The 24,633-nt window shown below is 72.8% G+C and carries 14 protein-coding genes; 10 read left to right on the forward strand and 4 right to left on the reverse strand.

Going from position 1 to position 24,633, the window contains the following annotated elements:
- Positions 1–140: 140 nt before the first annotated feature.
- Together JGS22_RS14745 and JGS22_RS14750 are read right to left on the reverse strand one after the other, a co-directional pair.
- Entirely contained in the window at positions 141–1,202 is a 1,062-nt protein-coding gene (locus JGS22_RS14745; protein WP_211041883.1) for a Gfo/Idh/MocA family protein, read from the reverse strand.
- 173 nt (positions 1,203–1,375) lie between these two features.
- Positions 1,376–2,299, reverse strand: a complete 924-nt coding sequence (locus JGS22_RS14750; protein ID WP_211041884.1) for a sugar phosphate isomerase/epimerase family protein — start codon at positions 2,297–2,299, stop codon at positions 1,376–1,378.
- 68 nt (positions 2,300–2,367) lie between these two features.
- Between JGS22_RS14750 and iolC the strand changes: the two genes are divergently transcribed.
- The 5 genes from iolC to JGS22_RS14775 all read left to right on the forward strand — a co-directional run bounded on the left by iolC (position 2,368) and on the right by JGS22_RS14775 (position 10,739).
- Positions 2,368–3,333, forward strand: a complete 966-nt coding sequence (gene iolC, locus JGS22_RS14755; protein ID WP_308405676.1) for a 5-dehydro-2-deoxygluconokinase — start codon at positions 2,368–2,370, stop codon at positions 3,331–3,333.
- Between the two features lie 194 nt (positions 3,334–3,527).
- Positions 3,528–4,556, forward strand: a complete 1,029-nt coding sequence (iolB, locus tag JGS22_RS14760; protein WP_216814993.1) for a 5-deoxy-glucuronate isomerase — start codon at positions 3,528–3,530, stop codon at positions 4,554–4,556.
- Positions 4,557–4,690: 134 nt separating this feature from the next.
- Positions 4,691–6,550 carry a 3D-(3,5/4)-trihydroxycyclohexane-1,2-dione acylhydrolase (decyclizing) gene (iolD, locus tag JGS22_RS14765; RefSeq protein ID WP_216815088.1) on the forward strand — a complete coding sequence of 620 codons (1,860 nt, stop codon included), beginning with the start codon at positions 4,691–4,693 and terminating at the stop codon, positions 6,548–6,550.
- Positions 6,551–6,778: 228 nt separating this feature from the next.
- The gene (locus JGS22_RS14770) at positions 6,779–8,293 is read left to right on the forward strand and encodes a CoA-acylating methylmalonate-semialdehyde dehydrogenase (RefSeq protein ID WP_216814994.1); all 1,515 of its coding nucleotides are present in this window, start codon (positions 6,779–6,781) and stop codon (positions 8,291–8,293) included.
- Between the two features lie 70 nt (positions 8,294–8,363).
- A complete protein-coding gene (locus JGS22_RS14775; RefSeq protein ID WP_211041434.1) occupies positions 8,364–10,739 on the forward strand; it encodes an FUSC family protein in 2,376 nt (791 codons plus the stop codon).
- Positions 10,740–10,928: 189 nt separating this feature from the next.
- Here JGS22_RS14775 and JGS22_RS14780 read toward each other — a convergent pair whose 3' ends face one another.
- Entirely contained in the window at positions 10,929–11,579 is a 651-nt protein-coding gene (locus JGS22_RS14780; protein WP_211041435.1) for an antibiotic biosynthesis monooxygenase, read from the reverse strand.
- Between the two features lie 378 nt (positions 11,580–11,957).
- On the opposite strand from JGS22_RS14780, the gene JGS22_RS14785 reads away from it, so the two are divergent.
- On the forward strand, positions 11,958–13,328 hold the full coding sequence (locus tag JGS22_RS14785) for a DUF5005 domain-containing protein (RefSeq protein WP_236073152.1): 1,371 nt from the start codon (positions 11,958–11,960) through the stop codon (positions 13,326–13,328).
- A 1-nt stretch (position 13,329) separates the two neighbouring features.
- On the opposite strand, the gene nhaA is transcribed toward JGS22_RS14785, so the two are convergent.
- Positions 13,330–14,574 (reverse strand): Na+/H+ antiporter NhaA, encoded by a 1,245-nt coding sequence (gene nhaA / locus JGS22_RS14790; RefSeq protein ID WP_211041436.1) that lies wholly within the window; start codon positions 14,572–14,574, stop codon positions 13,330–13,332.
- Positions 14,575–14,867: 293 nt separating this feature from the next.
- Here nhaA and JGS22_RS14795 point away from each other — a divergent pair, with 293 nt between their 5' ends.
- The 4 genes from JGS22_RS14795 (at position 14,868) to JGS22_RS14810 (ending at position 24,614) form a co-directional block, all read left to right on the forward strand.
- Positions 14,868–15,986 (forward strand): PucR family transcriptional regulator, encoded by a 1,119-nt coding sequence (locus JGS22_RS14795; protein WP_211041437.1) that lies wholly within the window; start codon positions 14,868–14,870, stop codon positions 15,984–15,986.
- Between the two features lie 125 nt (positions 15,987–16,111).
- On the forward strand, positions 16,112–16,765 hold the full coding sequence (locus JGS22_RS14800; RefSeq protein ID WP_211041438.1) for a DUF1449 domain-containing protein: 654 nt from the start codon (positions 16,112–16,114) through the stop codon (positions 16,763–16,765).
- 643 nt (positions 16,766–17,408) lie between these two features.
- Positions 17,409–19,445 carry a flotillin family protein gene (locus JGS22_RS14805; RefSeq protein WP_211041439.1) on the forward strand — a complete coding sequence of 679 codons (2,037 nt, stop codon included), beginning with the start codon at positions 17,409–17,411 and terminating at the stop codon, positions 19,443–19,445.
- A gap of 330 nt (positions 19,446–19,775) precedes the next feature.
- On the forward strand, positions 19,776–24,614 hold the full coding sequence (locus tag JGS22_RS14810) for a DNA repair ATPase (protein WP_211041441.1): 4,839 nt from the start codon (positions 19,776–19,778) through the stop codon (positions 24,612–24,614).
- The last annotated feature ends 19 nt before the right edge of the window (positions 24,615–24,633 follow it).

Below are 24,633 nucleotides of genomic sequence, written 5' to 3' on the forward strand. Positions count from 1 at the left end.
CGGGACACCGATCGACGCAGGCTGCCGGAACCGGCCATCTGCCCCGGGCACGCGCCGCCTGCCGCCTGCCGCGGGTCGCCTGCCGCGGGGCCGGGTGTCCCGGCTCGGCCGTGCCGTCGACCGCCGACGGGAGGTGCCGCTCAGCCGACCGGCAGCCGTGGCCGGCCGGCCGCCGATTCCCCGTACAGCGGCGGGCGTTCGGCGAGTTCGACCGGCGTGCGCACGCCTTCGCGCTGGGCGGTGACCCCGGCCGCGCACACCGCGGCGGCGGCGTAGCCGTCCCAGGTGCTCGGGCCGGTCGCGCGGCCCGAGCGCGCCGCGTCCACCCACTCCTGGAGCTCACGCTGGTAGGCGTCACCGAAGCGGGTGAGGAAGTCCTGGTCCACGCCGCCGCCCCAGCGGCCCGCGGCGGCGACCCGTACGCCCGGGCGCGCGTCGTCCGTGCCGACCGTCGCGGTGCCGCGGGAGCAGACGACCTCGGCGCGCACCTGGTAGCCGAAACCGCAGGCGGCGAAGATCTCCACGGTCACCAGGGCGCCCCCGGAGGTCTCCAGCAGGACGAGTTGGGGATCGCTGCCGGCGACGGGGGAGTCCGCGCGCGCGCCGGGTTTGACGACGGTCACCGCAGTGATCTCCTGCCCCCACAGCCACCTGGTGCAGTCGATCTCGTGGACCACCGAGTCGTTGATCATCATCTGCTCGGTGAACCAGGCCGGCATGCCGACGTTGCGGTGCGCGCAGTGCATCATCAACGGCTGCCCCAACTCCCCGCGGTCCAGCAGCGCCTTGAGCGCGAGGAACTCCGCGTCGTACCGTCGCATGAAGCCGACCTGGATCAGCCGGCTGCCGAAACGCTGCTCCGCCGCCAGCACGCGCAGTGCCCCGGCGGGGTCCGGGGTGAGCGGTTTCTCGCACAGCACCGGCAGTCCGCGCTCCAGGGACTCCAGCAGCACCTCCTCGTGCGCCGGTCCCGGCGAGGCGATCAGCACCGCATCGACGCCGGGCGCGGCGAGCGCCCGGCCGGCGTCGCTGTAGGAGCGACAGGCGGGTTCGGCCTCGGCCAGTGCCGCGGCCCGGTCGCCGTCCACATCCGCGACAGCGACGACCTCGGCGCCGCTGACACGCTCCCGCAGTCGGTGGACGTGGTCGGCGCCCATCCGGCCGGTGCCGATCACGGCGACGCCGAGGGGGGTCTTGCTCATGTCGTGCGTTCTCCTAGCGTGGTGCGGTGCGTGGTGCGTGGTGCGGGAGTTACGGGTGCGGGGCACGGTGTACGCATCGCACCGGGGTACGGACCGGCCAGGCAGGCAGGCAGGCGGCAGGCAGGCGGTTGTGGTCGGCCGGCGGCGGTCGGCAGGGTGCGGACGGCGGCGGGTCAGGCGCCGCAGGAACGCAGGAAGCGGCGGGTTCGGGTGGCGATCGGGAGCGGCTGATCGGGCGGGCACGGGTACATGTCCTGCTCCACGATCGCGAACAGCTCCACACCGAGCCCCTGCGCCGCGAGCAGCACCGGTTCCAACTCCGGCACTCCCCGCGGGGGTTCGCACATCACCCCGCGGCCCACCGCGGGGCCGAACGGGACGCCCCCGGCGACGACGTCCGCGAGCACCTCGGGGTCGACCTGCTTGAGGTGGAGGTAGCCGATCCGCTCACCGTAGGTCTCGATCAGCCGTACGCTGTCGCCACCGCAGTAGGCGTAGTGGCCGGTGTCCAGGCAGAGGTTCACCAGATCGGGGTCGGTCGCGTCCAGGAAGCGGGTGACGTTGGCCTCGGTGTCGATATGGGTGTCGGCGTGCGGGTGGACGGCGATCTCCAGCCCGTAGGTGTCCCGGACCCGCGCGGCGAGGCGCTCGGTGCCGGAGGCCAGTTCCCGCCACTGGTCGGCGGTGAGCTCTGCCGGCTCGATCATCTCGGCAGTTCTGTCGTCGCGCCAGAAGGACGGGATGACGACCAGGTGGCGCGCTCCCGTCTCCGCCGTGAGGGCGGCGACCTGCGAGACATGGGCCCAGGTGTCGTCCCAGACCGCGGGGCCCCGGTGCAGCGAGGTGAAGACCGTACCGGCCGAGACGCGCAGGCCCCGCCGCCCGGTCTCGGCGCGCAGCACTGCCGGGTCGGTGGGGAGATAGCCGTGCGGGCCGAGTTCGATCCACTCGTAGCCCGCTTCGGCCACCTCGTCCAGAAACCGCTGCCAGGGAACCTGCAGCGGATCGTCGGGAAACCACACACCCCAGGAGTCGGGGGCCGATCCGACGCGCAGTCGGTCCAGGGTGGGTACGCGGGAAGAGTGAGCGGTGGTCATGAGTGCCGGTCCTCCTCTCACCGGCTCGAACGAGCCGGTCACGGATCCAGGTTGGAGGTTCAATACAGGTGAGCGACGTCAGGGGTCCCTACGACCTCATCACAATGGGCCGCATCGGGGTGGACATCTACCCGCTGCAGAGCGGTGTGCCACTGGCGGAGGTCGAGACGTTCGCCAAGTTCCTCGGCGGCTCGCCGACCAACGTCGCGGTGGCGGCGTCCAGGCTGGGCCGCCGCGCCGCGGTGGTCAGCCGCACCGGGCGGGACCCGTTCGGCGACTACTGCCGCCGCGCGCTCACCGACTTCGGGGTGGACCCCCGCTGGGTGACCGAGGTGGACGGCGCCCCGACGCCGGTGACCTTCTGCGAGATCTTCCCGCCGGACGACTTCCCGCTGTACTTCTACCGCCGGCCCAAGGCGCCGGATCTCATGGTGCGCGCCGAGGAGTTGGACCTCGCGGCCCTGCGCGAGGCGCGGGTCTTCTGGATGACCGGTACGGGCCTGTGCGAGGAGCCCAGCCGCGGCGCGACCCATGCGGCGCTGGAGGCCAGGGCACGGTCCGGCATCACGGTCTTCGACCTGGACTGGCGGCCGATGTTCTGGCCGGAGGGTGCGGTGGCTGCGGCCCGTCCGCACTACGAGCGGGCGCTCGCCGGGGCGACCGTGGCGGTCGGGAACCTGGCCGAGTGCGAGGTCGCCACCGGTGAGCGCGAGCCGGCCGCCTGCGCACGTGCGCTGCTGGCGGCGGGGGTGGAGCTGGCCGTGGTCAAGCTCGGCCCCGAGGGAGTGCTCGCCGTCCACCGCGACGGGCGCGAGGTCGGTGCGCCGCCGCATCCGGTGGAGGTGGTCAACGGGCTCGGCGCCGGCGACGCGTTCGGCGGCGCGCTCTGCCACGGGCTGCTGGAGGGCTGGGAGTTGGCGCGCGTCATGCGGTACGCCAACGCGGCGGGGGCGCTGGTGGCCGGCCGGCTCGCCTGCTCGGCCGCGATGCCGGAGCCGGCCGAGGTCGAGGCGCTGCTCGCCGCCGCCGACTGACGGTCGTGCCGGGCGGGCCTCGGGCGGCGCCCCGGGCGGCGCGCGTACGGGCGTGTGCGCGGGCGCGTACGGAGCGGCGGGTGCGTACGGGACGGCGCTCGGGCGCGCGCGAATGCGTCGGACGGTCGGATTCGTGGGCGGCACGCCGTGACGGGCGGGGCGTGCCGCCCACCGGGTGGGGAAGGCTGGGAGGGATGAGGCACAGCGAACACCACCTGCCCGCGGGAACGGCCGCCCACGGGCCGTACACACTGGACATCGGCCCCGGAAGCGCGGGTTGGGGCTACTCGGCACTGCGCGTGCTGGAGCTGGCTCCCGGAGCACGCCACGACTTCGCCACCGGCGACAGCGAGTGGATCGTGCTGCCGCTGGCGGGCGCCTGCACGGTGACGGCGGACGGCGACCGATTCGCCCTGCACGGCAGGGAGAGCGTCTTCACGGGGGTCAGCGACTTCGCCTATCTGCCGCGCGACGCGGCGGCCGGGGTGAGCAGTACGGCCGGTGGCCGCTTCGCGCTGCTCGGTGCGCGCTGTGAGCGCCGGCTGCCCGCCCGCCGCGGGCCCGCCTCCGACGTGCCGGTGGAGCTGCGGGGGAGCGGCAACTGTTCGCGCCAGGTCAACAACTTCGCCGCCGCCGACGTCTTCGGTGCCGACCGCCTGATCGCGGTGGAGGTGCTGACGCCCGGCGGCAACTGGTCCTCGTACCCGCCGCACAAACACGACGAGTGGGATCCCGGCCGCGAGTCGGAGCTGGAGGAGATCTACTACTTCGAGATCGCGCCGCACTGCGGCGAGGACGGACACACCACCGAGGGTCTCGGGTACCAGCGGGTGACGTCCTCGGGGTCGGGCCGGAACACCGAGGTGCTCGCCGAGGTGCGTACCGGCGACGCGGTGATCATTCCGGACGGCTGGCACGGCCCGTCCATGGCCGTCCCCGGGCACACCATGTACTACCTGAACGTGATGGCCGGACCGGGTGCGGAGCGCGAGTGGCTCATCCGCGACCATCCCGACCACGCCTGGATCCGCGGCAGTTGGCGGCAGACACCGATGGACCCCCGGCTGCCCCTGTGCACCGCGCCCCTGCCCGACCCCGCCGGGCCGCCGGAGAACGCCGGGCCGCCGGAGAACGCCGGGCCGCCCGCCCCTGCCGGGCCGCCGGGTCGCCAGGGTGCGGAAGCCGGAACCGACCCGGAGCCGAACCAGGAGGTACCGCGTTGAACGCGCACCGCCCGCCCGCCGAACCAGCCCCGGAGCCGGCCGTCCCCGGCCCGTCCGCCCCCGGCCCCGAGCCCGGCCCGGCAGAGCCCGGTCCGTCCTCGCCCGGTCCGTCCGCGCGAGAGCAGCCGGCCACCGTGCGGCTCACCGTCGCGCAGGCGCTGGTCCGCTTCCTCGCCGCCCAGCACAGCGAACGCGACGGAGTGCGGCGGCGGTTGGTCGACGCGGTCTGGGGCATCTTCGGCCACGGCAACGTCGCGGGCCTGGGCCAGGCGCTTCTGGAGGAACGGCAGCGGATGCGCTTCCTCCAGGGCCGCAACGAGCAGGCCATGGTGCATGCGGCCACCGGCTTCTCGCGGCACAGCAACCGGCTCCGCGTCCAGGCCGTCACCACCTCCATCGGCCCGGGCGCCACCAACCTCGTCACCGGCGCCGCGCTGGCCACGGTCAACCGGCTGCCGGTGCTGCTGCTGCCCGGCGACACCTTCGCCGGCCGCCCCGCCGAACCGGTGCTCCAGCAGCTGGAGTCGCCGGTTGCGGGCGACATCTCGGTCAACGACTGCCTGCGGCCGGTCTCCCGCTACTTCGACCGGATCACCCGTCCCGAGCAGTTGATCCCGGCCGCCCTGCGCGCGATGCGCGTCCTGACCGACCCCGCCGACACCGGTGCCGTCACCCTGGCGCTGCCCCAGGACGTACAGGCCGAGGCGTACGACTGGCCGGTGGAGTTCTTCGCCGAACGCACCTGGCACGTGCGGCGCCCGCCTGCCGAACCGGCCGCGCTCGCGGCGATCGCGGCGGCGCTGCGGACCGCGCGGCGGCCACTGCTGGTCGCCGGTGGCGGCGTGCGGTACGCCGAGGCGGAAGCGGCGCTCGCCACCTTCGCGGAGGCCACGGGCGTGCCCGTCGCCACCACCCAGGCGGGCAAGGGGGCGCTGCCGGGCGACCACGAGCAGGAGGTGGGCGGCATCGGGCACACCGGCACCGAGGTGGCCGCCGAACTCGCCCGTACCGCCGATCTGGTGCTCGGGGTGGGCACCCGCTGGTCGGACTTCACCACGGCCTCGCACACCCTCTTCGCCCACCCCGGGGTGCGGTTCGTCAACCTCAACGTCGCCGCCCCGGACAGCGCCAAACTCGCCGCGCTCCCGTTGGTCGCCGACGCCCGCGCCGGACTGGAGGCACTCACCGAGGAGCTGGCCGGCCACCGGGTCGACGCCGACTACCTGGCCGAGTACCGGGCGGGCCGGGCGGAAGCCGACCGGCAGACCGCGGAGCTGTGCGCGGCGCCCGGCCCGGACGCGCGTCCCACACAGGCCCAACTCCTCGGCGAGCTGCGGGCGCAGCTCACTCCCGAGGACGTGATCGTCAACGCCGCCGGATCGCTGCCCGGCGATCTGCACCGCCACTGGCGGGCGGACAACTCCCGCCAGTACCACCTGGAGTACGGCTACTCCTGCATGGGATACGAGATCCCGGCCGCGCTCGGGGTCAAGCTGGCCTCCCCGGGGGCCGGGGTCTGGGCGCTGGTCGGCGACGGCACGTATCTGATGCTGCCCGGCGAGCTGGTCACCGCCGTCCAGGAGGGTCTGGACATCCGGCTCGTACTGGTGCAGAACCACGGGTACGCCTCGATCGGCGGGCTCTCCGAGGCCACCGGCGGCGAGCGGTTCGGTACCGACTACCGCTACCGCGACGCCGAGGGCGGCTACACCGGCGACCCGCTGCCGGTCGATCTCGCCGCCAACGCGGCCTCGCTCGGACTGACCGTCCGACGGGCCGCGACGGTCGGGGAGTTGCGCGAGGCGCTGGCGGCGGCGCGCACGGCGACCGGCCCGTTCTGCGTGTACGTGGAGACCGGCCCGCCCGCGGCGGGCGGGCCCGCTCCTGCGGCCTGGTGGGACGTACCGGTCGCGGAGGTCGCCGCACGCCCGGCCGCCCGCGCGGCGCGCACGGAGTACGAGCGCCGCGTCGCCGACCGCGTACGGCACCTGTGAGCCCGCCCGCCGCGCCCGTCCGGCCCGCGCGCGTCCCGCCCGTCCGGCTCGTCCCGCCCGTCACTGCCCGGCAGGCCCGTTCCGTCCGCCGCTCCCGTCCTCGTCACCGTCCGGGAGAGTCCCGTCCGGGACAGTGCCGTACGCGGTGGCGCTCGAACCGCTGACCAACCCGACCCGCAGCTCGACCCGCAGCCCGTCCGCCGGGCCCGTAGAGAGGAAGGTGGTCCCGTGACCACCGAGCAGCATCCCGTTCTCGGCCACTGGATCAACAACCGTTCGCTGCCGGGCGGTTCGGGCCGGGAGGCGCCGTTGCACAATCCCGCCGACGGCACCCGCACCGGTTCGGTGGCGCTGGCCTCGGCCACCGAGGTGGACACCGCCGTCGCCGCCGCGGTGGCGGCCGGGCCGGGCTGGCGCGCGACCTCGCTCTCGCGCCGCACCGGGCTGCTCTACCGCTACCGCGAGCTGCTCGCCGCCCGCCGCGAGGAGGTGGCCCGCCGGATCACCGCCGAGCACGGAAAGGTGCACTCGGACGCGCTCGGAGAGGTGGCCCGGGGGCTGGAGATCGTCGAACTCGCCTGCTCCGCGCCGGAGAAGCTCAAGGGCGAGCTGTCCACCGAGGTCTCCGCCCGGATCGACGTCTCCTCGCTGCGGCAGCCGCTCGGCGTCGTCGCGGGCATCACCCCGTTCAACTTCCCGGCGATGGTGCCGCTCTGGATGTTCCCGCTGGCCGTGGTGTGCGGGAACACCTTCCTCCTCAAACCCAGCGAGAAGGACCCGACAGCGGCCCGGTACCTCGCCGAACTCGCCGCCGAGGCGGGCTTTCCGCCCGGGGTGCTGAACGTCGTCAACGGCGACCGGGAGGCCGTCGAGGCGCTGCTGGACCACCCCGACATCGCCGCCGTCTCCTTTGTCGGCTCCACCGAGGTCGCCCGGGCCGTGCAACTGCGCGCGGTCGGCGCGGGCAAGCGCGTGCAGGCGCTCGGCGGCGCCAAGAACCACATGGTCGTCCTCCCCGACGCCGACCTCGACCACGCCGCCGACCAGGCCGTGAACGCCGCGTACGGCTCCGCGGGCGAGCGCTGCATGGCGATCTCGGTGGTGGTGGCCGTGGGCGCGATCGGCGACGAGCTGGTGCGGCGCATCGCGGAGCGGGCGGAACGGCTGAGGATCGGCCCCGGCGACGATCCGGCGTCCGAGATGGGCCCGTTGATCAGCCGCGAGCACCGCGACCGGGTGGCCGCCTATGTGCACAACGCCCCGGAGCAGGGCGCCGAGGTGGTGGTGGACGGCACCGGCTACCGGGTGCCCGACCATCCGGACGGCTACTACCTGGGCGTCAGTCTGCTCGACCGTGTGTCCACGGACGCCGACGCCTACCGGGACGAGATCTTCGGGCCGGTGCTCGCCGTGGTGCGCGTCGGGACGTACGAGGAGGCCGTCGCTCTGGTCAACGGCTCGCGCTGGGGCAACGGCGCGGCCGTCTTCACCCGCGACGGCGGCGCGGCCCGCCGCTTCCAACTGGAGGTGGAGGCAGGCATGGTGGGCGTGAACGTACCGATCCCGGTCCCGGTCGGGGCGCACTCCTTCGGCGGTTGGAAGGATTCGCTCTTCGGCGATCTGCACATCTACGGCAACGACGGCATCGCCTTCTACACCCGCGGCAAGGTCGTCACCACCCGCTGGCCGGACCCCTCGGACGCGGGCGTCGACCTCGGCTTCCCGCGACACGACCGGCCGTGAACGATCATTCGGCGCCGGATGCGGGGGCGCACACCGGGCACCCCGCGCTCCTCTCATACGCTCGGCACTCATGAGGTCCTCCACACCGCCGGAGCCCCCGGAGCCGTCCGACTCCCCGGAGCCGTCCGACCACCCGACGCGCCCCGACTCCCCGGCGCCGACGAACTCGGCCGCGCTATCGGCCGGTCGGAAGCGGTCTGCCGGACAGGAGCGATCGGCCGGTCGGGAGCGGTCCGAGTCCGGGGGCGAGGGCGCGCAGCGGGGGCGCTCGGCTGCGCCCGGCTCCACATCCCGCGGGCCCCGCCGCCGGGCCTCCACCGTCTTCGGATGGCCGCGTGCGATACGGGACGCGGGACGCGCCGGGCTGCGCGTCGAACGGGCCTCCCTCAACCCGCTGTTGGCACTGCGCGGCGCCGCCGGAGTCGCCGTCATCCTGGCGCTGACGCTGTGGTGGGGTACCCCAGGGCTCGCGGTGTCCTCCGCCTTCGGCGCCTTCGCCTCCGGCATCGCCACCTTCCAGCGCAGCTTCCACCCCAGGCCCGCGCTGGCGCTGGCCGCCGCGCTGGGGCTGTCGGTGAGCGCCTTTCTGGGCTACGTGCTGGCTGGCAACCTGCCGGCGTTCCTGTGTCTGCTGGCGCTCTGGGCGTTCGGCGCCGGGATGGCGTGGACCTTCGGCGCGGTCCCCGGCGTCGTCGGCGCCTTCACGGTCGCGATGATGCTGGTGGTGGTGACCCTCCCGGCGACCGTGTGGGAGGCCGCCCAGCACGCCTCGCTCATCGCGCTGGGCGGCGTCGTCCAGGCCGGGCTGATCGTGATCTTCCCGGTGCGGCGGTGGGGCGCGCAGCGCGACGCGCTGGCCGACGCGCTCGCCGGGGTCGCCGACTTCGCGCGCCAGCTCCGCGAGGAGCCCACGCTGCCCTTCGACCCGGAACCGCTCATGTGGGCGCGCACCGCCGCCCGGCTGACGCCCGGCCAGGCGCGGCGCAGGCCGGCGCAGCTCTCCGGCTACCGAACCCTCGCCGAGCGCTTCCGCGCCGTGCTCGCGGCGCTCGCCGACCCGCTCGGCGGCGTACCCGACTACGGCCCGGAGCGCGAGCGGGTGCGCGATCTGCTGCGCGCCGCCGGCACCGTACTGGACGCGGTCGCCCGCGCCGTGCGCCGGGGGGAGACGCCGACCGTACCGGCCTCCGCACTGGAGGTGCTGCGCGTCCCCGCCGACGGGCCGGTGCTGCCGCCCGGTCCCGCCCGGAAGGCCGCGCTGCGGTTGATCGCCCTCACCGAGGAGGCGGTCGACGCCGCCGGCGGCCCGCTGGAGGTGACGGACCGGGGCGGCGAACACTGGGTACGCGACCGGCTCGGCCCCGGTGTCGTACGGGTCGCAGCCCGCGCGGTGCGGCGCGAACTGCGCCTGGACTCACCGGTGTTCCGGCACGCGCTCCGGCTCGCCGCGGTCATCGTGGCAGGCGGGCTGCTCGGCCAGGCGCTGCCCTCCGAGCACGGGTACTGGATCGCCCTCACCATCGTCACCGTGCTGCGGCCCGACTTCACCGACACCGTGGGCAGGGGCGCGGCGCGTCTGGTCGGTACGGTCGTCGGTGTCGCGACCGCCGGTCTGGTGCTCGCGCTCAGCCATCCCGGCGTGTATCTGGCGGCCGGCTGGTCGCTGCTCTCCGTCTTCCTGCTCTATCTGCTGATCCGCACCGGCTTCACCGTGGTCTCCGCCTGCGCCGGCGCGTACGTCGTCTTCCTGCTCGGCATCGCCGGCCAGGACTGGGCCCAGACGGTGCCCGAGCGCATCGAACTCACCCTGGTGGGCGGGCTGCTGGCGCTGGTGTCGTACGCCCTCTTCCCGAGCTGGGAGACGCCCCGGCTGCGGGTGCGGCTCGGCGACTGGCTCGCCGCCGTCGCGACCTACGCCGCCACCGTGCTCACCGACTACGCCGACCCGAACCCGAACCCGAAGACCGAACAGCGCGCCAGACAAGCGCTGTTGGACGTGCGCGCCGCGCGGATGGAGTGGGAGCAGACCACCGACCGCGCCGCCGCCGAACCGGTGCGTGCCCGCGGCCTCTCCCGCCGCGCAGCCGCCGACGCCCACGACTCGCTGATCACCGCGGGCCGGGCCGCGAGTCTGCTGGAGTCCCAACTCGCGCACCACGCAGGCTCGTTCGCACTGAGCGAGCACTCCGGGGAGAGCGCGATGGCGCACGACCCCGGCGCCGAGCAGTTCGCCCGTGTGCTGCTCGCGGCGGCGGAACCGGCGGCCCAGGCCGTGCGCGAGGGCCGTACCCCGGACTGGACGGAGGTCCAGGAGTCGCTGGGGGAGTGGCGGGACAACACCGAGCTGCCGGACAGCATCGCGCTGCGGGTGGCGGAGCTGGTCACCGACTCGTTCGTGGAGGTCGCGACCGCCACCCGGGGCCGCAGCTCCCCGGCGCCGGAGTGACGCCGGGGCGACGCCGTGAAGCCGTGAAGCCGTGAAGCCGTGACGCCGTGACGCCGTGACGCCGTTTCGAGCCGCTGGGCGAGGACCCGCACTCGGTCGTCCGCACTCGCCCGGCCCGGCCGGGTGCGAACCGGGCCGGTGGGGCCGAGCGACACCCCGCCCGGCTCGCACCCCACCCCGCTCGAATCGTCAGAACGCCGAACTCCCGCCCGACGGCCCTGTGTCGTCCGTGCCGGGGCTCGGCCCTGTGACGGCACCGAGCAGTCGGTAGAGCCTTGCACCGGCAACGTCGTTCGCCTGTGTCACGGGTGCGTAGAGCAGTCCACGCGTACTGTCGCCGCTCACGAAAACGTGAGCGGTGCCCGCGCCGGCGGGCGGAGACGCCCGCAACCGGTCGGCGGTGGCCTCGGCCCATCGCACGGCATCGGACGCCGGCCCGCTCTCGGCGCGTGCCACGATCACGTCGGTCGTGTCCGCGCCGACGCCGTCGGGCACGACGGTGTGCGCCAGCCGACAGCGGATCAGCCCGGGACGCCGGATCCCCGGGACCTCGCGGTCGATGCTGCCGACCATCTCGGCCCGGTGTTCGCGGACGAAGGCGAGAAGGGCGTCGTCGTCGGCCCACTGCGCGACACTGAGCAGCACCCGCCCGTCCGCGCTTGCGAAGCAGCTGAGCCGCAGGAAAGCCTCGGGGCGAAACCTGGCCGACAGCTCGCCCCACTCCTCGAGCAGCGCACGGCCCGCCCGGCGCTGCCGGTCCGGCGTGTCCACGATCCACTCGCTGATCAGGGTGGTCCCGGCGTCGGGGCGGGCCAGATCCGGCAGCTGAAGCGTTGTCACACGAACCTCCTGGCGTCGTCGTGTGCCCAGCATGAAACCTGAAGTGCAGTTGAGGTCAAGCCTCGGCCCCGGGCCCCGGGCCCCGGGCCCCTTGGGTTCTAACGGGCCCCGGGGCGCTGGGCGAGGACCGCTTCGACGGGAGGACGAGGAGGCCGTTCTCACCCGGCGTCGAGACCTCGAAGACCCCGAAGACCCCGAAGACACCCTCGTCGAGGGGCCCTTGACGAGGGGAGCCGCCGAACGGCATACAGCCGCCGGAGGTCCTCGACAGGCATCACCGACCGCCGCCGTTTCGGCGCCCGACCGCAGACACACTCCGATCGTCCTCCGAGGCCAACCCCGGAGGACTTGCGAACTCGCCCCCTAAGCTGGCCGCCTATGGCTCATCCCGACCGCAACCACCCCGTACCGGGCCCCGGCGCGTCCGCGGTGCCCGAGGGCCGGCGCGTCCGGTCGGCGGCCCTGCTGACCGCGTTCCTGGTGCTCGTCGTGGTGGCGGTGCTGGTCGTGGTCCTGCCGGGCGAGCAGGCCGAGGACGACCGGGACGCCTGCCGTCCGCTGAAGGTCACCGGCTGGGAGCCGGAGTCCCGCCTCACCGGCGAGTTCGCCCGCTACGGCGACAACAACAACAGCCTCGACGACTGGACCGGCGGCGACGGCAACCGCAGCGTCGCGCTGCCCGACGGCCGTACGCTCTGGCTGGCCGCCGACACCTTCCTCGACGCGGTGCAGAACGGCCGCACTCGCCAGGACCCGCGCTGGGTGCGCAACTCCGCCCTCGTCATGTCGCCCGACGGCACCCTCGAACGCACCGTGCTCGCCGACGGCCCGTCCGGCTTCTTCCCCGGCCTCGCGACACCCGACGGGCGCGAGGTCTGGCGCTGGCCGGGCGGCGGGACCGTGGAGCCGAGGGAGCCGGGCTCCGGCGAGGAGGTGCTGCGGGTCGTGCTCTGGCAGCGCGAGAGCGCGCAGGCACCGTGGGCCTTCGGGATGCCGCGTGCCAGCGAGGTCGCCACGATCAGCCTGCCGGACCTGAAGCTGGAGTCCATCGAGTCGATCGACGTGCCGGTCTCCCAGAACCCGGCCGAACGCGTGCTGTACGGCACCACCGTGCTCACCGAGGGCCGGTGGACGTATGTCTTCGGCGCGGACGAGCGCACCGCGCTCGGTCAGGCCTCCGAGGCGCACGTCGCCAGGGTGCCGCGCGGCTCGCTGGCCGACCGCGACCGGTGGCGGTACTGGGACGGCCGGGCGTGGCAGCGTGACGCCGCCCGCTCCGATGCCCTGCTGGTCGGAGGTTCCGACAGCGGGCGCGGTGCCACCAACACATTCTCCGTCGCTCGTCGGGGCGGCACCTGGCTGCTGTTCACCGCGGACGCCGGCGGCCCGGACGGCCGCGGACTGACCCATGTCGCCTCGTACTGGGCCTGTTCGCCGCAGGGCCCCTGGCACGGGCCGAGCGACGCGCTCACCCCGCCGCTGCCGAAGGGCGCCGAGGGCCGCCGGGCGCTGGCGTACAACCCGCAGGCACACGGCGACCTCGACACCGGGGGCGGCGGGGACGGTACGGACGGCGGGGGCGCGGACGACGGGCTGGTGCTCGGCTACGACGTCAACGTCCCCGACCAGGTCTCGGCCGTGCACGAGGACGTGGAGCTCTACCGCCCGCGGTTCGTGACGCTCCGGCTCGGCGAACGCCGCCCGGCCGGCCGCGAGTTGCCGCGCCCGCGTCCGCGCCGCCGGCGTTAGATCACTGCGGCGAATCGGACGCCGCGAGCTTGGCGTACTTGGCGTCGCGAACCCGCAGCAGCGCGCACGCCACCAGAGCTGCCGCGAACGAGGCGATCAGCACGGCGGCCTTCACATGCTCGGTGGTCTCCGGATTCCCGGTGAAGGCGAGCTCGGTGACCAGCAGCGAGACGGTGAAGCCGATGCCGGCCAGCATCGACATGCCCAGCACATCCGCCCAGGCCAGGTCCGGACTCAGCCTGGCGCTGGTGAAGCGGGCGGCAAGGTAGGTACCGCCGAAGATCCCGACCACCTTGCCGACGAACAGACCGAGGGCGGTGCCGAGCGCCTCCGGCTCCCGCGCCGCCTCCGCCAGCGCCGAACCGGAGACCGACACACCCGCCGCGAAGAGCGCGAACAGCGGCACCGCCAGCCCGGCCGAGAACGGCCGCACCACGTGCTCGATCCGGTCCGCCGGCGGGCTCTCCTCGTTTCCGCGGGCCTTGGCGCGCAGCAGCATGCCCATCGCGACTCCGGCGATGGTGGCATGGACGCCGCTGTTGTACATCAGGGCCCAGATGGCCACGCCGAGGGGAACGTAGAGGTACCAGCCCCGAACTTCGAGCTTCTGGTGCAGCACGTAGAAGAGCAGGAGACCGGCGAAGGCGCCCGCCAGAGCCCATGTGTTCAGCGTCGAGGTGTAGAACAAGGCGATCACGACGATCGCCCCGAGATCGTCCACGATCGCCAGCGTCAGCAGGAACGTCCGCAGCCCGGAGGGCAGGTGGGTGCCGATGACGGCGAGCACACCCAGCGCGAAGGCGATGTCGGTCGCCATCGGGATGGCCCAGCCGTTGAGGTCGCCGCCGCCGCTCGCGTTCACCGCGAGGTAGAAGAGAGCCGGTACCGCCATTCCTCCCACCGCCGCGACGATGGGCAGGGCGGCGGCGCGCGGATCGCGCAGCTCGCCGTCGACCAGTTCCCGTTTGAGCTCGATGCCGGCGACGAAGAAGAAGATCGTCAGCAGACCGTCCGATGCCCAGTGGCCGACCGAGAGATCCAAGCCGAGGGCAGGAATGCCGAAGTGGAAGTTGCGGACGTCCTCGTAGAGCCCGCTGAGCGCGGTGTTGCTCAGAACGAGCGCCACCACGGCGGCGGCGAGCAGCACCATTCCGCCGACGGTCTCGGTGCGCAATGCGTTCGCCAGGGACTTGCGTTCCGGGCGGGAGGGGGTGGACGGAGCGTCCGAGGGGGTGTTGCCGGCCATGGTGGCGGGGCCTCCTGGAAGTGGGCAGGTCGACGACAGTCAAGCGCGCTGCGTGCACGCTGCCGACCAGACTTCCCGGCGCACCAACCCGGTCTCGCCGAGCACCCGGCCACCGTACCCATGTACCTCGCACTCTGTCGTGTGTCCCCCTTACCACTTCCGCCACGCCCGTGCCTCCTCTACCGCTGCCCGCGCCGTACAGGACCCCGGGCGGGGGAGAGCAGCCCCACCGGCAGGAGGAGGGCGGTACCGAGCGGGACCACCTACGCTGTCGGGGTACCGCTCCGGGGGGAATGAGGATCGTGAAACGTGTCGTCGTGCCCAGTACGTATCTGGGCGACTATCCGCGGTTGCTCGCAGAGGTGTCCACGACCGGCCGGCTGCCGCGCAGAGCCGAGCTGGAGGCGCTGCGGGAGACCGGTGAGCGGGCGGCCGAGTCGGGCTACGGGCTGCGCCAGCTCAACAGCCTCTACCTCTCCGAGACCCGCAAGCTCTGGGGCACCCTGCCGGGGATCGCCAAGGCCGCGGGCGCGGGCGAGCGCGGCCGTACCGGCGGGGCGCTGTTCGCCGCGGTGGAGGCCGCCATCACCGCACTCGGCGAGGGCCACGAGCGCGCGCAGCGCATGGCGGTGCGCCAGGAGGAGGCCGAGCGCCGGGAGTTCGTCGACGATCTGCTGTACGGGCGCAGCGACCTCGGCCGGCTCGCCGCGCAGGCCCAGCGGTACGGGCTGCGGCTGGCGTACGCCCATGTGGTGGCGGTGGTGAGCGGCGCGGAGAAGCTGGACGACGCCCACCCCACCGTGCGCCGTATCGAACGTGAGTTGCTCGGCCGCTTCGGCGAGCTCCGGGACGTACTGCTGGCGACCAAGGAGGGGCGACTGGTGTGCGTCGCCGCCAGCCGTGAGAAGCCTGTGCTGGACGCCTTCGCCCAGCTCGCCGAGGACCCCGGCCCCGGGTACGCCGGTGCCGGGCGGGTGGCGATCGGACGGGAGCACCGCGGCGCGGGCGGAGTGGTGCGCTCCTACGAGGAGGCACGCACCGCGCTGGACATCGCGGACCGCCTCGAACTGGCGCCGGTCCGGGTCTCTGCGAACGAGCTCATGGTCTTCCCGGTGCTGTTGCGCGACCGGCACGCGATGGCCGACCTCGTGCGCACCGTGCTGGAGCCGCTGAACGGGGCCAGGGGAGGTGCCGATCCGCTGGTGCGTACACTCGCCGAGTGTTCGGCGGCCGGCTATGTGAATGCCGAAGCGGCCAGGCGGCTGGGCATCAGTGTGCGCACGCTCTCCTACCGGCTGGCGCGCATCCGCTTGCTGACGGGATACGACGCGAGCGACGCGATCCAGCGCTACACGCTGGAGACAGCGGTCATGGGTGCGCGACTGCTCGGCTGGCCCAAACGGGAACTGTAGTGGCCGAGTTCGCGTCTGTAGGGACATAAGGACTGCCTAAACGTTTCCTGGTTCTGGCAATGTGCGGAGCTCGCGCCCGGTGTCACGATGGCGGCACACCGCAACCGACCGAAAGGAGAGGGAAGTTGAGTGAGTTCTTCGCCGCGGCGTTGGCGTTTCCCGCCGTGCTCTTCTCCTTCGCTCTGGTCGTGGTGGTCGTCTACTGGCTCTTCGTGCTGGTGGGCGCCGCGGAGGTGGACGCCCTCGACGGGGGTGAGGGCGTCTCCTCCGACGGCTCGGGCACCGGCTTCGCGGGTGCGTTCGCCGCGCTCAGGCTGGAGGGCGTACCGGTCGCGGTCGTACTGTCACTGCTGATCGCGATTGCCTGGTTCGTGTCTCTTGCCGGATCCGCGCTCTTCGACAACCCCGTGCTGCGGGTGCTGGTGCTGCCCGTCGCGCTCTTCGCCTCCTGGTCGTTGACCTGGGCGATGATCCGTCCGCTGCGGCATCTCTCGCGCGGTGAAGTCGGCGTCTCGCGCAGCGAGTTCGTCGGCCGGGTCTGCGTCGTACGGACCTCCTGGGTGGACAGCCGGTTCGGCCAGGCGGAGGTGGCCGGCGACGACGGCTCGACGGCGATCATCCAGGTCAGATACGAGGACGGGGTCGGCGTCGGTGTCGCTGCCGCCGACGGGCTCGTCGCCGGCAGCACGGCGCTGATCTTCGACTACGACGACGAGGGCGAGTTCTTCCGTGTCGCACCTTTCGACGCGGCACTCGATCCGAACCGGCCACCGGGCTGATCCCGGTCGCCGAGCAGTCCGGGCCACATCTCGGGGGGAAATGATGATTGTGGTGATCCACCCGCACACCGCGGCGGCGAGTCCGTCGCGACGCTCGACCGCCGATCCGGCACGCGTCTTAGCCGGCGCGTCCGGCAGGGCCTGTCCGCGCGGTCGCCGCGAGCGTCCGCCGAGCGGTCGGCGACGAACACGCCGCTGACCGCGCGGCGTCGGGCCGGACCTCGGCCGCGAAACCGCGGGGCCGGGCGCAACCCGCACCGGAACGCACCCGGCACCGGCCAGGTGCGTCCGTGGCCGACCGGGACGCCTACCCGTACGCCCCGAGTGGGGCGTGCCTCCTCGGCCCCGCCCCACCGGTGAGCCGCAGCACCCGCAGCACCCGCAGCGTCCGGACGGCGGCTACCGGAGCGCTCGGCCCGGCGGCCGGCACCGGCAACCGGACGGCAGCGCACCCGGCAACTCCAACCGGAACCAACAAGCAACAGCAAGCAACGGCACGCAACGGCACGCAACTGCAACCCGGACACGACAACCCGGACCACAGCAACACAGCGTCCCCGTACGGCGGTTGCGCACCGGCGACCCGTCGTGCAGACGACCGCCCGTACCGCAACCGCACGCCCCAGATTCAAGGGAACTCTCCATGGATGCCATCTCGACAGGTCTCGGCGTACTGATCGCCGTCGGCCTGCTCATCGCGCTCGCGCTGCTGCTGATCGTCAGCAGACTCTTCCGCAAGGTTCCGCAGGGCAAGGCCCTGATCGTCTCCAAGATGCGCAAGGTCGAGGTCACCTTCACCGGCATGGTGGTGCTGCCGGTGCTGCACAAGGCCGAGGTCATGGACATCTCGGTGAAGACCATCGAGATCGAGCGGACCGGCCACGACGGCCTCATCTGCAAGGACAACATCCGCGCCGACATCCGCATCAGCTTCTTCGTCCGGGTCAACAAGACCCGCGAGGACGTCGTGAAGGTCGCCCAGGCGATCGGCACCGAGCGCGCCAGCGACCGCGACACCCTCCAGGAGCTCTTCAACGCGAAGTTCTCCGAGGCGCTGAAGACCGTCGGCAAGCAGCTGGACTTCACCGAGCTCTACACCCACCGCGAGGAGTTCCGGAACCAGATCATCGCCGTCATCGGCACCGATCTGAATGGCTACAGCCTCGAGGACGCGGCGATCGACTACCTGGAGCAGACGCCGCTGCGCAGCCTGGACCGGGACAACATCCTCGACGCGCAGGGCATTCGGAAGATCACCGAACTGACCGCGATCGAGCACATCCAGACCAACGAGTTCCAGCGCAACGAGGAGAAGGAGATCACCCGGCAGAACGTCGACGCCCGGGAGGCCGTCCTGGAGCTGGAGCGCCGCCAGGCGGACGCGGAGATCAAGCAGAAGCGCGAGGTCGACACCGTACGGGCCCGCGAGGAGGCCGAGACCGCACGGGTCCAGGCCGAGGAGCGGCTGCGCTCGCACGCCGCGCACATCAAGACCGAGGAGCAGCTCGGCATCCAGAACGAGAACCGCGAGCGCGAGGTCGCCGTCGCCAAGCTCAACCGCGAGCGGGTGGAGGCGATCGAGCGGGAGCGGATCGAGAAGGACCGGCTGCTGGAGGTCATTGCCAGGGAGCGAGAGACCGAACTGCGCCGTATCGCAGCCGACAAGGAGGTCGAGGCGGAGAAGCGGGACATCGCCGACGTGGTGCGCGAGCGCATCGCGGTCGAGAAGACCGTCGCGCAGCAGGAGGAGGAGATCAAGAAGCTGCGCACCGTCGAGGAGGCCGAGCGCGAGCGGCAGGCGCTGATCATCGCCGCCGAGGCGCAGGCCCAGGAGCGACTGGTCAAGGACATCAAGGCCGCCGAGGCCGCCGAGCAGGCCGCCGAGCACCGCGCCGCCGAGGAGCTGACGCTCGCCGAGGCGCGGCGCAAGACCGCCGATCTGGACGCCCAGTCCGCGATTCGGGCGGCCGAGGGCAGGAGGGCGTCGGAGGCCGCAGCCGGTCTCGCCGAGGCCGAGGTCCAGGAGCGGATGGCGGACGCCATCGGCAGGACCCGCGCGGTGGAGGCGACCGCCGCCAAGGAGATGGGACTGGCCGAGGCCGAGGCCATGCGCGAGAAGCTGAAGGCCGAGGCCGAGGGCCTGACCGAGAAGGCCGGGGCGATGGCCGCACTGGACAGCGCCAGCCGGGAGCACGAGGAGTACCGACTGCGCCTGGAGGCGGAGAAGGACGTACGTCTCGCAGGGATCGACGTGCACCGGCAGATCGCCGAGGCGCAGGCGACGCTGGTCGGCGCGGGGCTGGAGAAGGCCAACATCGACATCGTCGGTGGCGACTCGGTCTTCTTCGACCGTCTGATCAACTCGATCTCGGCCGGCAAGGGCGTGGACGCCTTCGTCGCCAACTCCGACTCGGTGCAGAACATGGCCGGGCCGTGGCTGGGCAAGGACTCCACCTTCACCAGCGACGTCAGCACGATGGTCGCGGGTCTCGGCGCCTCGGGGATGCGCGATCTGACCCTCTCCGGGCTGCTCGGCCGGCTCATCGCCGCCGAGGGCCCGAACACCGCCCAGCTGACCTCGCTGCTGGACGCGGTGCGCGGCACCCCCGCGGCCGAGCTGCCGGTGGCCGCGCTGACCGCCGCGGCAGCGAACGGAGTGCCGGCCCAGAACCGCGGCTGACCCTCCGGAACCGGTCGCAGGAGCAGGGACACACGGTGGACGGGGGTCCGCCGCGCGAGAGCGACGGCGGGCCCCGGCGCGAGCGGGTCCCGTACGCCCCACCCGACCCCGGCCGGTACGGGACGCCCCCGGACGTCGACGTCGGACGTCGGCGTCGGATGTCGGCGTCCTCGCGCCCATGTGCGCAACGTGTAAGCAGAGACGAGGAGTTGGGAAGACGTGAGCACGCAGACGCAGTCCGGCGCGGACACATCCGCCACCGCGGACGGGCAGGGGCGCAGGTCCGGGGGCAACCTGGACGCCGGTACCTACGAGGTGCTGCGCGGCAGGATGTCGGGTGCCGCGGCCGAGCTCGCGAGGCGGGCTCAGTCACTGAACGCCGAGCGGATGGCGGACTTCGGCGGCAGCGAGCTCGAACTCATCGGCAACGACCGCATCCGCACCGAGCACAACTGCGTGCCCCGCGACATCGTGCAGGTCGGCGGGTTGATGCTGTTCGGCTACAACGTCCACTTCGGTCTCAAGCAGACCACCGCCGTACGGGATGTCTTCGCGCTCCACCGCTACCAGGACGGCCGCTTCGAGGAGGTCGGCGAGAGCACCCTGCCGGGGCTGCTGGACGACGAGCGGTTCCGGCGCGACTTCCTCGACCTCTACCGCTACTACCGCGAGGCCGAACTCCTCCAACTCCGCCGCACCGGCCAGCTGTTGCTCGCCGTCTTCCAGACCGGCGAACGCCTCTCCGACATCCGTGTGCTGCGCTGGAGGATCGCGCCCGACGGCACCCCGGAGTACGTCGACGCCAAGGGCGAGCGCGACCACACCTTCCCGCCCTCCCACGACTTCGAGTGGACCACCACCGGCCGTGAGGACCACGTCCTCGGCCGCCACCCGCACATCTCCATCGAGGGCGAGCTGTTCGTCGAGACGGTGAACGGCACGCTCACCGTCAAGGTCGAGGACAACACCGAGTCCGGCGAGGGCATCTACTCCGAGGAGGTCGACGAGCCGCTGCAGTCGCTCGCCGACGCCGAGGTCGCCCACGTCCGCGTCGGCCCACTGATCCTGCTGCGGGTGCTGCCGTACAAGGAGACCGTCCACCGCTACCTGGTCTTCAACCGGCGCTCCAAGGAGGTCGTGCGCCTGGACGGCATCGGACTCTCCTGCCAGCTGTTGCCCGAGGACCAGGGCATCATCTTCCCCGGCGGCTACTACCTCACCACCGCGCCCGCGGGCTCGGCCGCCCGCACCTTCGACACCGACACCGCGGACCTGGAGTTCGAGTCGGTGGTCCGCTCGCCCAACGGCGAGGACGTGCTGTACGTCTTCCACGCCCGTGCCGAGGGCCGCACACTGCTGCTGCCCTACAACCTCATCCGCAAGGAGGTCGCGGCACCGATCCCCTCGCACGGCTGCTCGCTCTTCGAGGACGGCACCATGGCCGTCTTCCGGGCCCTCAGCGACGAGCCGACCCGGGTCCACCCGATGCAGCTGTGGCAGACGCCCTACCTCTCCGACTCCTACTCCGCGGCGCAGCCCGAGGGCACCGGCCCGCTCACCAGGGTCGGCAACGCCGAGCTGGTGCGCGGCATCTCCGACTCGCTCTCGGTGGCCAGGATGGCCGACGAGATGGCGCCCAGCGTCGCGGTGTTCGAAGCGATCGTCGCCGCCTGCGGCCGGGTCGCCGATGCGTACTACTGGCTCGCCGACGAGGGGCTGCACGGACTCGACGAGCCGTTGGAGACCCTGCGCCGGACCGCCGAGCAGGTCATCGACGAGTTCGAGCGGGTCGAGGAGCTGCGCGCCCAGTCCCGCGCGGCGGTGACCGGGGCGACCGCCGAGGTCACCACCCTCGTACGGCGTGCCAGGGGCGAGGCGCCGGGCGGCGCCACCGCCTGGGTCGTGCTGCTCACCGAACTGCGCCGCGCCCAGGGCGGCGTGGAGTCGCTGCGCGAGCTGCGGTACGTCGATGTCGAGCAGATCGACGCGCTGACCGCCGAGTTGACCGCTTCGCTGGAGTCGACCGGCCGCAGAGCGGTCGCCCACCTCTCCCGCGCCGACGCCTTCGACGACACCCGCGCGGCCGTCGAGGAACTGACCCGACGCGCTTCGGAGGCCGCCACCGTCGCCGTCGCCGACCCGCTGGGCGAGCAGATCGGCGAGCACGCCGAGGGACTGCGCACCGTCACCGACGTGGTCGGCGGCCTCGACATCGCCGACGCGACCGTGCGCACCGACCTGTTGGAACGCATCGGCGAGATGACGGGCCTGGTCAACCGCGCCCGCGCGGTGCTCGACGGGCGCCGCAAGGAGCTGTTGGAGAGCGAGGGCCGGGCGGAGTTCTCCGCCGAGTTCACGCTGCTGGGGCAGGCCGTCGCCGGCGCGCTCGCGGCCTCCGGCACCCCCGAGGAGTGCGACGAGCAACTGGGCCGTCTGCTGCTCCAGCTGGAGAACCTGGAATCGCGGTTCGGCGCCTTCGACGACTTCCTCGCCCGGCTCACCGAGCAGCGCGAGGAGATCTACGAGACCTTCTCCGCCCGCAAACAGGCTCAGCTGGACGAACGCGCCCGGCACGCCGAGCGGTTGGTGCAGTCGGCCGAACGCATCCTGGGCACCGTCTCCCGCCGCTCCGGCACACTTGCCACCCTCGACGACGTCAACGCCTACTTCGCCACCGATCCGCTGGTGGCCAAGGTCCGGGACACCGCCGAGGAACTGCGCTCGCTCGGCGACACGGTGCGCGGCGAGGAGCTGGACGGCCGACTCAAGGCCTCGCGCCAGGAAGCGGCCCGCAGCCTGCGCGACCGTGCCGACCTCTACGACGCCGAGGGCACCGTACGACTGGGTCGGCACCGCTTCGGCGTCAACACCCAGCCCATCGACCTCACCCTGGTGCCGCAGGACGGTGCGCTGGCCTTCGCCGTCACCGGCACCGACTACCGTGCGCCCGTCGACGATCCGGCCTTCGAGGGCACCAGGGACTTCTGGGACCAGCCGCTGGTCTCGGAGTCGCCGCAGGTCTACCGGGCCGAGCACCTGGCCGCGTCCGTACTGGCCGCTGTCGGGCCCGACCGGCTGCGCGAGGCGGCGCGGACCGAGGGCGCGGTGGCTGCGCTCATCCGCGAGCAGGCCGAGTCCGCGTACGACGAGGGGTACGACCGCGGCGTCCACGACCACGACGCGGCGGCCGTGCTGACCGCGGTGCTGGGCCTGGGCGAGGACGCCGACCTGCTGCGCTTCACCCCCGAGGTGCGCGGCGCCGCCCAGCTGTTCTGGGCGTACGGCACCTCCGAGGAGGACCGTACGGCGTGGACGACCCGCGCCCACTCCCTCGCCCGTGCCCGCAGAGCCTTCGGCCCCGGCCCGGCTGTGACGCAGCTGGCGGGCGAACTCGGCGCGGCAGCCGGCGAGTTCGTCGTCGCCGCAGGGCTGAGCGTCACCGGCTCCGGTGACGGTGGTCCCGGTGGCGCAGACTCCGGGACCACCCGCGTCGGAGGCGCTCGCCACGGGAGAACCCGCGACGGGGGTGTCCGCGACGAGGAGAACCTCGGCAGCTACCTCTTCGAGGAACTGGCTGCGGGCAGGCCGCAGTTCGCCACCTCGGCGACAGCCCGCGCGTTCCTGGCCGACTTCCGCTCGGCCCTCGGCGGCCCGCAGTCGGTGCAGGCGGAGGAGTTCGCCGCGGACCTCCGGGCGCTCGGCACGGACCTGACGGCGCGGCACCAGCTCGCGCTGGCCTGGCTCTCCTCGTTCGCCGAGGCCAGGAGCGCGCCGACCGGCGACCTTCCGGAAGCCGCCGCGCTGGAGCTGTGCGGAGATGAGCTGGCCCGACGCGACATCGACGCCCCGGTGCAGACCACCGTCACCGGTCTGCTCGGTTCGCACCGCCGGATCAGCGGCGGCGAACTCCCGCTGCGGCTCGACGAGTTCCTCGCCCGTACGCATCGGTTCCGCGCCCGCCGGGTACCGGCGCACCGTGCGTACACCCGCGCCCGCAACGCCCTGCTCACCGCGGAGCGGGAGCGGCTGCGGCTGGACGCCTTCACCCCGCAGGTGATGTCCGCCTTCGTGCGCAACCGCCTCATCGACGAGGTCTACCTCCCGCTGATCGGCGACAACCTGGCCAAGCAGCTCGGCACGGCGGGCACGGAGCGCCGCACCGACAGCCAGGGCCTGCTGCTCCTGCTCTCCCCACCGGGCTACGGCAAGACGACGCTGATGGAGTACGTCGCCTCCCGGCTCGGGCTGGTGCTGGTCAAGGTGGACGGCCCGGCGCTCGGGTACCACACCACCTCGCTGGATCCGGCCGCCGCACCCGACGCAGCCGCCCGGCGCGAGGTGGAGAAGATCAATTTCGCCCTGGAGATGGGCAACAACGTCTTCCTCTACCTCGACGACATCCAGCACACCTCGCCCGAACTCCTCCAGAAGTTCATCCCGCTCTGCGACGCCCAGCGCCGAGTCGACGGTGTCGCGACCGCCGACGGCCGGGCACGCACTTTCGACCTGCGCGGCAAGCGCTTCGCGGTCTGCATGGCCGGCAACCCCTTCACCTCCACCGGCGCACGCTTCCGGGTCCCCGACATGCTTGCCAACCGTGCCGACGTCTGGAACCTCGGCGACGTCCTCTCCGGCAAGGAGAACGTCTTCGCGCTCAGCCACATCGAGAACGCCCTCACCTCCAACCCGGTGCTCTCCCCGCTCGCCGCGCGCGACCGCGCCGACATCGACCTGCTGGTGCGTCTCGCGGACGGCGACGAGAGCGCCCGGGCCGACCGGTTGGCACACCCGTACACCCCCGCGGATCTGGAGCAGATCCTCGCCGTGCTGCGGAAGCTGCTGTACGTCCAGCGCACGACGCTGCGGGTCAACGCCGCCTACATCGCCTCGGCGACCATGGACGACGCCGACCGCACCGAACCGCCGTTCCGGCTCCAGGGCTCGTACCGCAACACCAACAAGCTGGCCGAACGCATCGTGCCGGTGATGAACGACCAGGAGCTCGAAGCGCTGATCGACGACCACTACCTCGGAGAGGCGCAGACCCTGACCGCGGGGGCGGAGGCCAACCTGCTCAAACTCGCCGAGCTGCGCGGGCGGTTGGACCCCGAGCGGGCCGCGCGCTGGAAGGAGATCAAACACACCTGGGCGAGTGGTCGGCAGGTGTAGCGACGGACTGCTCCCGGTG

Source organism: Streptomyces tardus, from assembly GCF_018101125.2.
GTDB lineage: Bacteria > Actinomycetota > Actinomycetes > Streptomycetales > Streptomycetaceae > Streptomyces > Streptomyces tardus.

Bases quoted from the DNA above. Each gene is read 5' to 3' on its own strand.
- JGS22_RS14795 (WP_211041437.1), top strand. From the start codon at position 14,868: ATGAGGATCGTGAAACGTGTCGTCGTGCCCAGTACGTATCTGGGCGAC.
- iolB (WP_216814993.1), top strand. From the start codon at position 3,528: ATGAGGCACAGCGAACACCACCTGCCCGCGGGAACGGCCGCCCACGGG.
- JGS22_RS14810 (WP_211041441.1), top strand. From the start codon at position 19,776: ATGTCGGGTGCCGCGGCCGAGCTCGCGAGGCGGGCTCAGTCACTGAAC.
- JGS22_RS14745 (WP_211041883.1), bottom strand. From the start codon at position 1,202: ATGAGCAAGACCCCCCTCGGCGTCGCCGTGATCGGCACCGGCCGGATG.
- JGS22_RS14775 (WP_211041434.1), top strand. From the start codon at position 8,364: ATGAGGTCCTCCACACCGCCGGAGCCCCCGGAGCCGTCCGACTCCCCG.
- JGS22_RS14805 (WP_211041439.1), top strand. From the start codon at position 17,409: ATGGATGCCATCTCGACAGGTCTCGGCGTACTGATCGCCGTCGGCCTG.
- JGS22_RS14785 (WP_236073152.1), top strand. From the start codon at position 11,958: ATGGCTCATCCCGACCGCAACCACCCCGTACCGGGCCCCGGCGCGTCC.
- JGS22_RS14750 (WP_211041884.1), bottom strand. From the start codon at position 2,299: ATGACCACCGCTCACTCTTCCCGCGTACCCACCCTGGACCGACTGCGC.
- nhaA (WP_211041436.1), bottom strand. From the start codon at position 14,574: ATGGCCGGCAACACCCCCTCGGACGCTCCGTCCACCCCCTCCCGCCCG.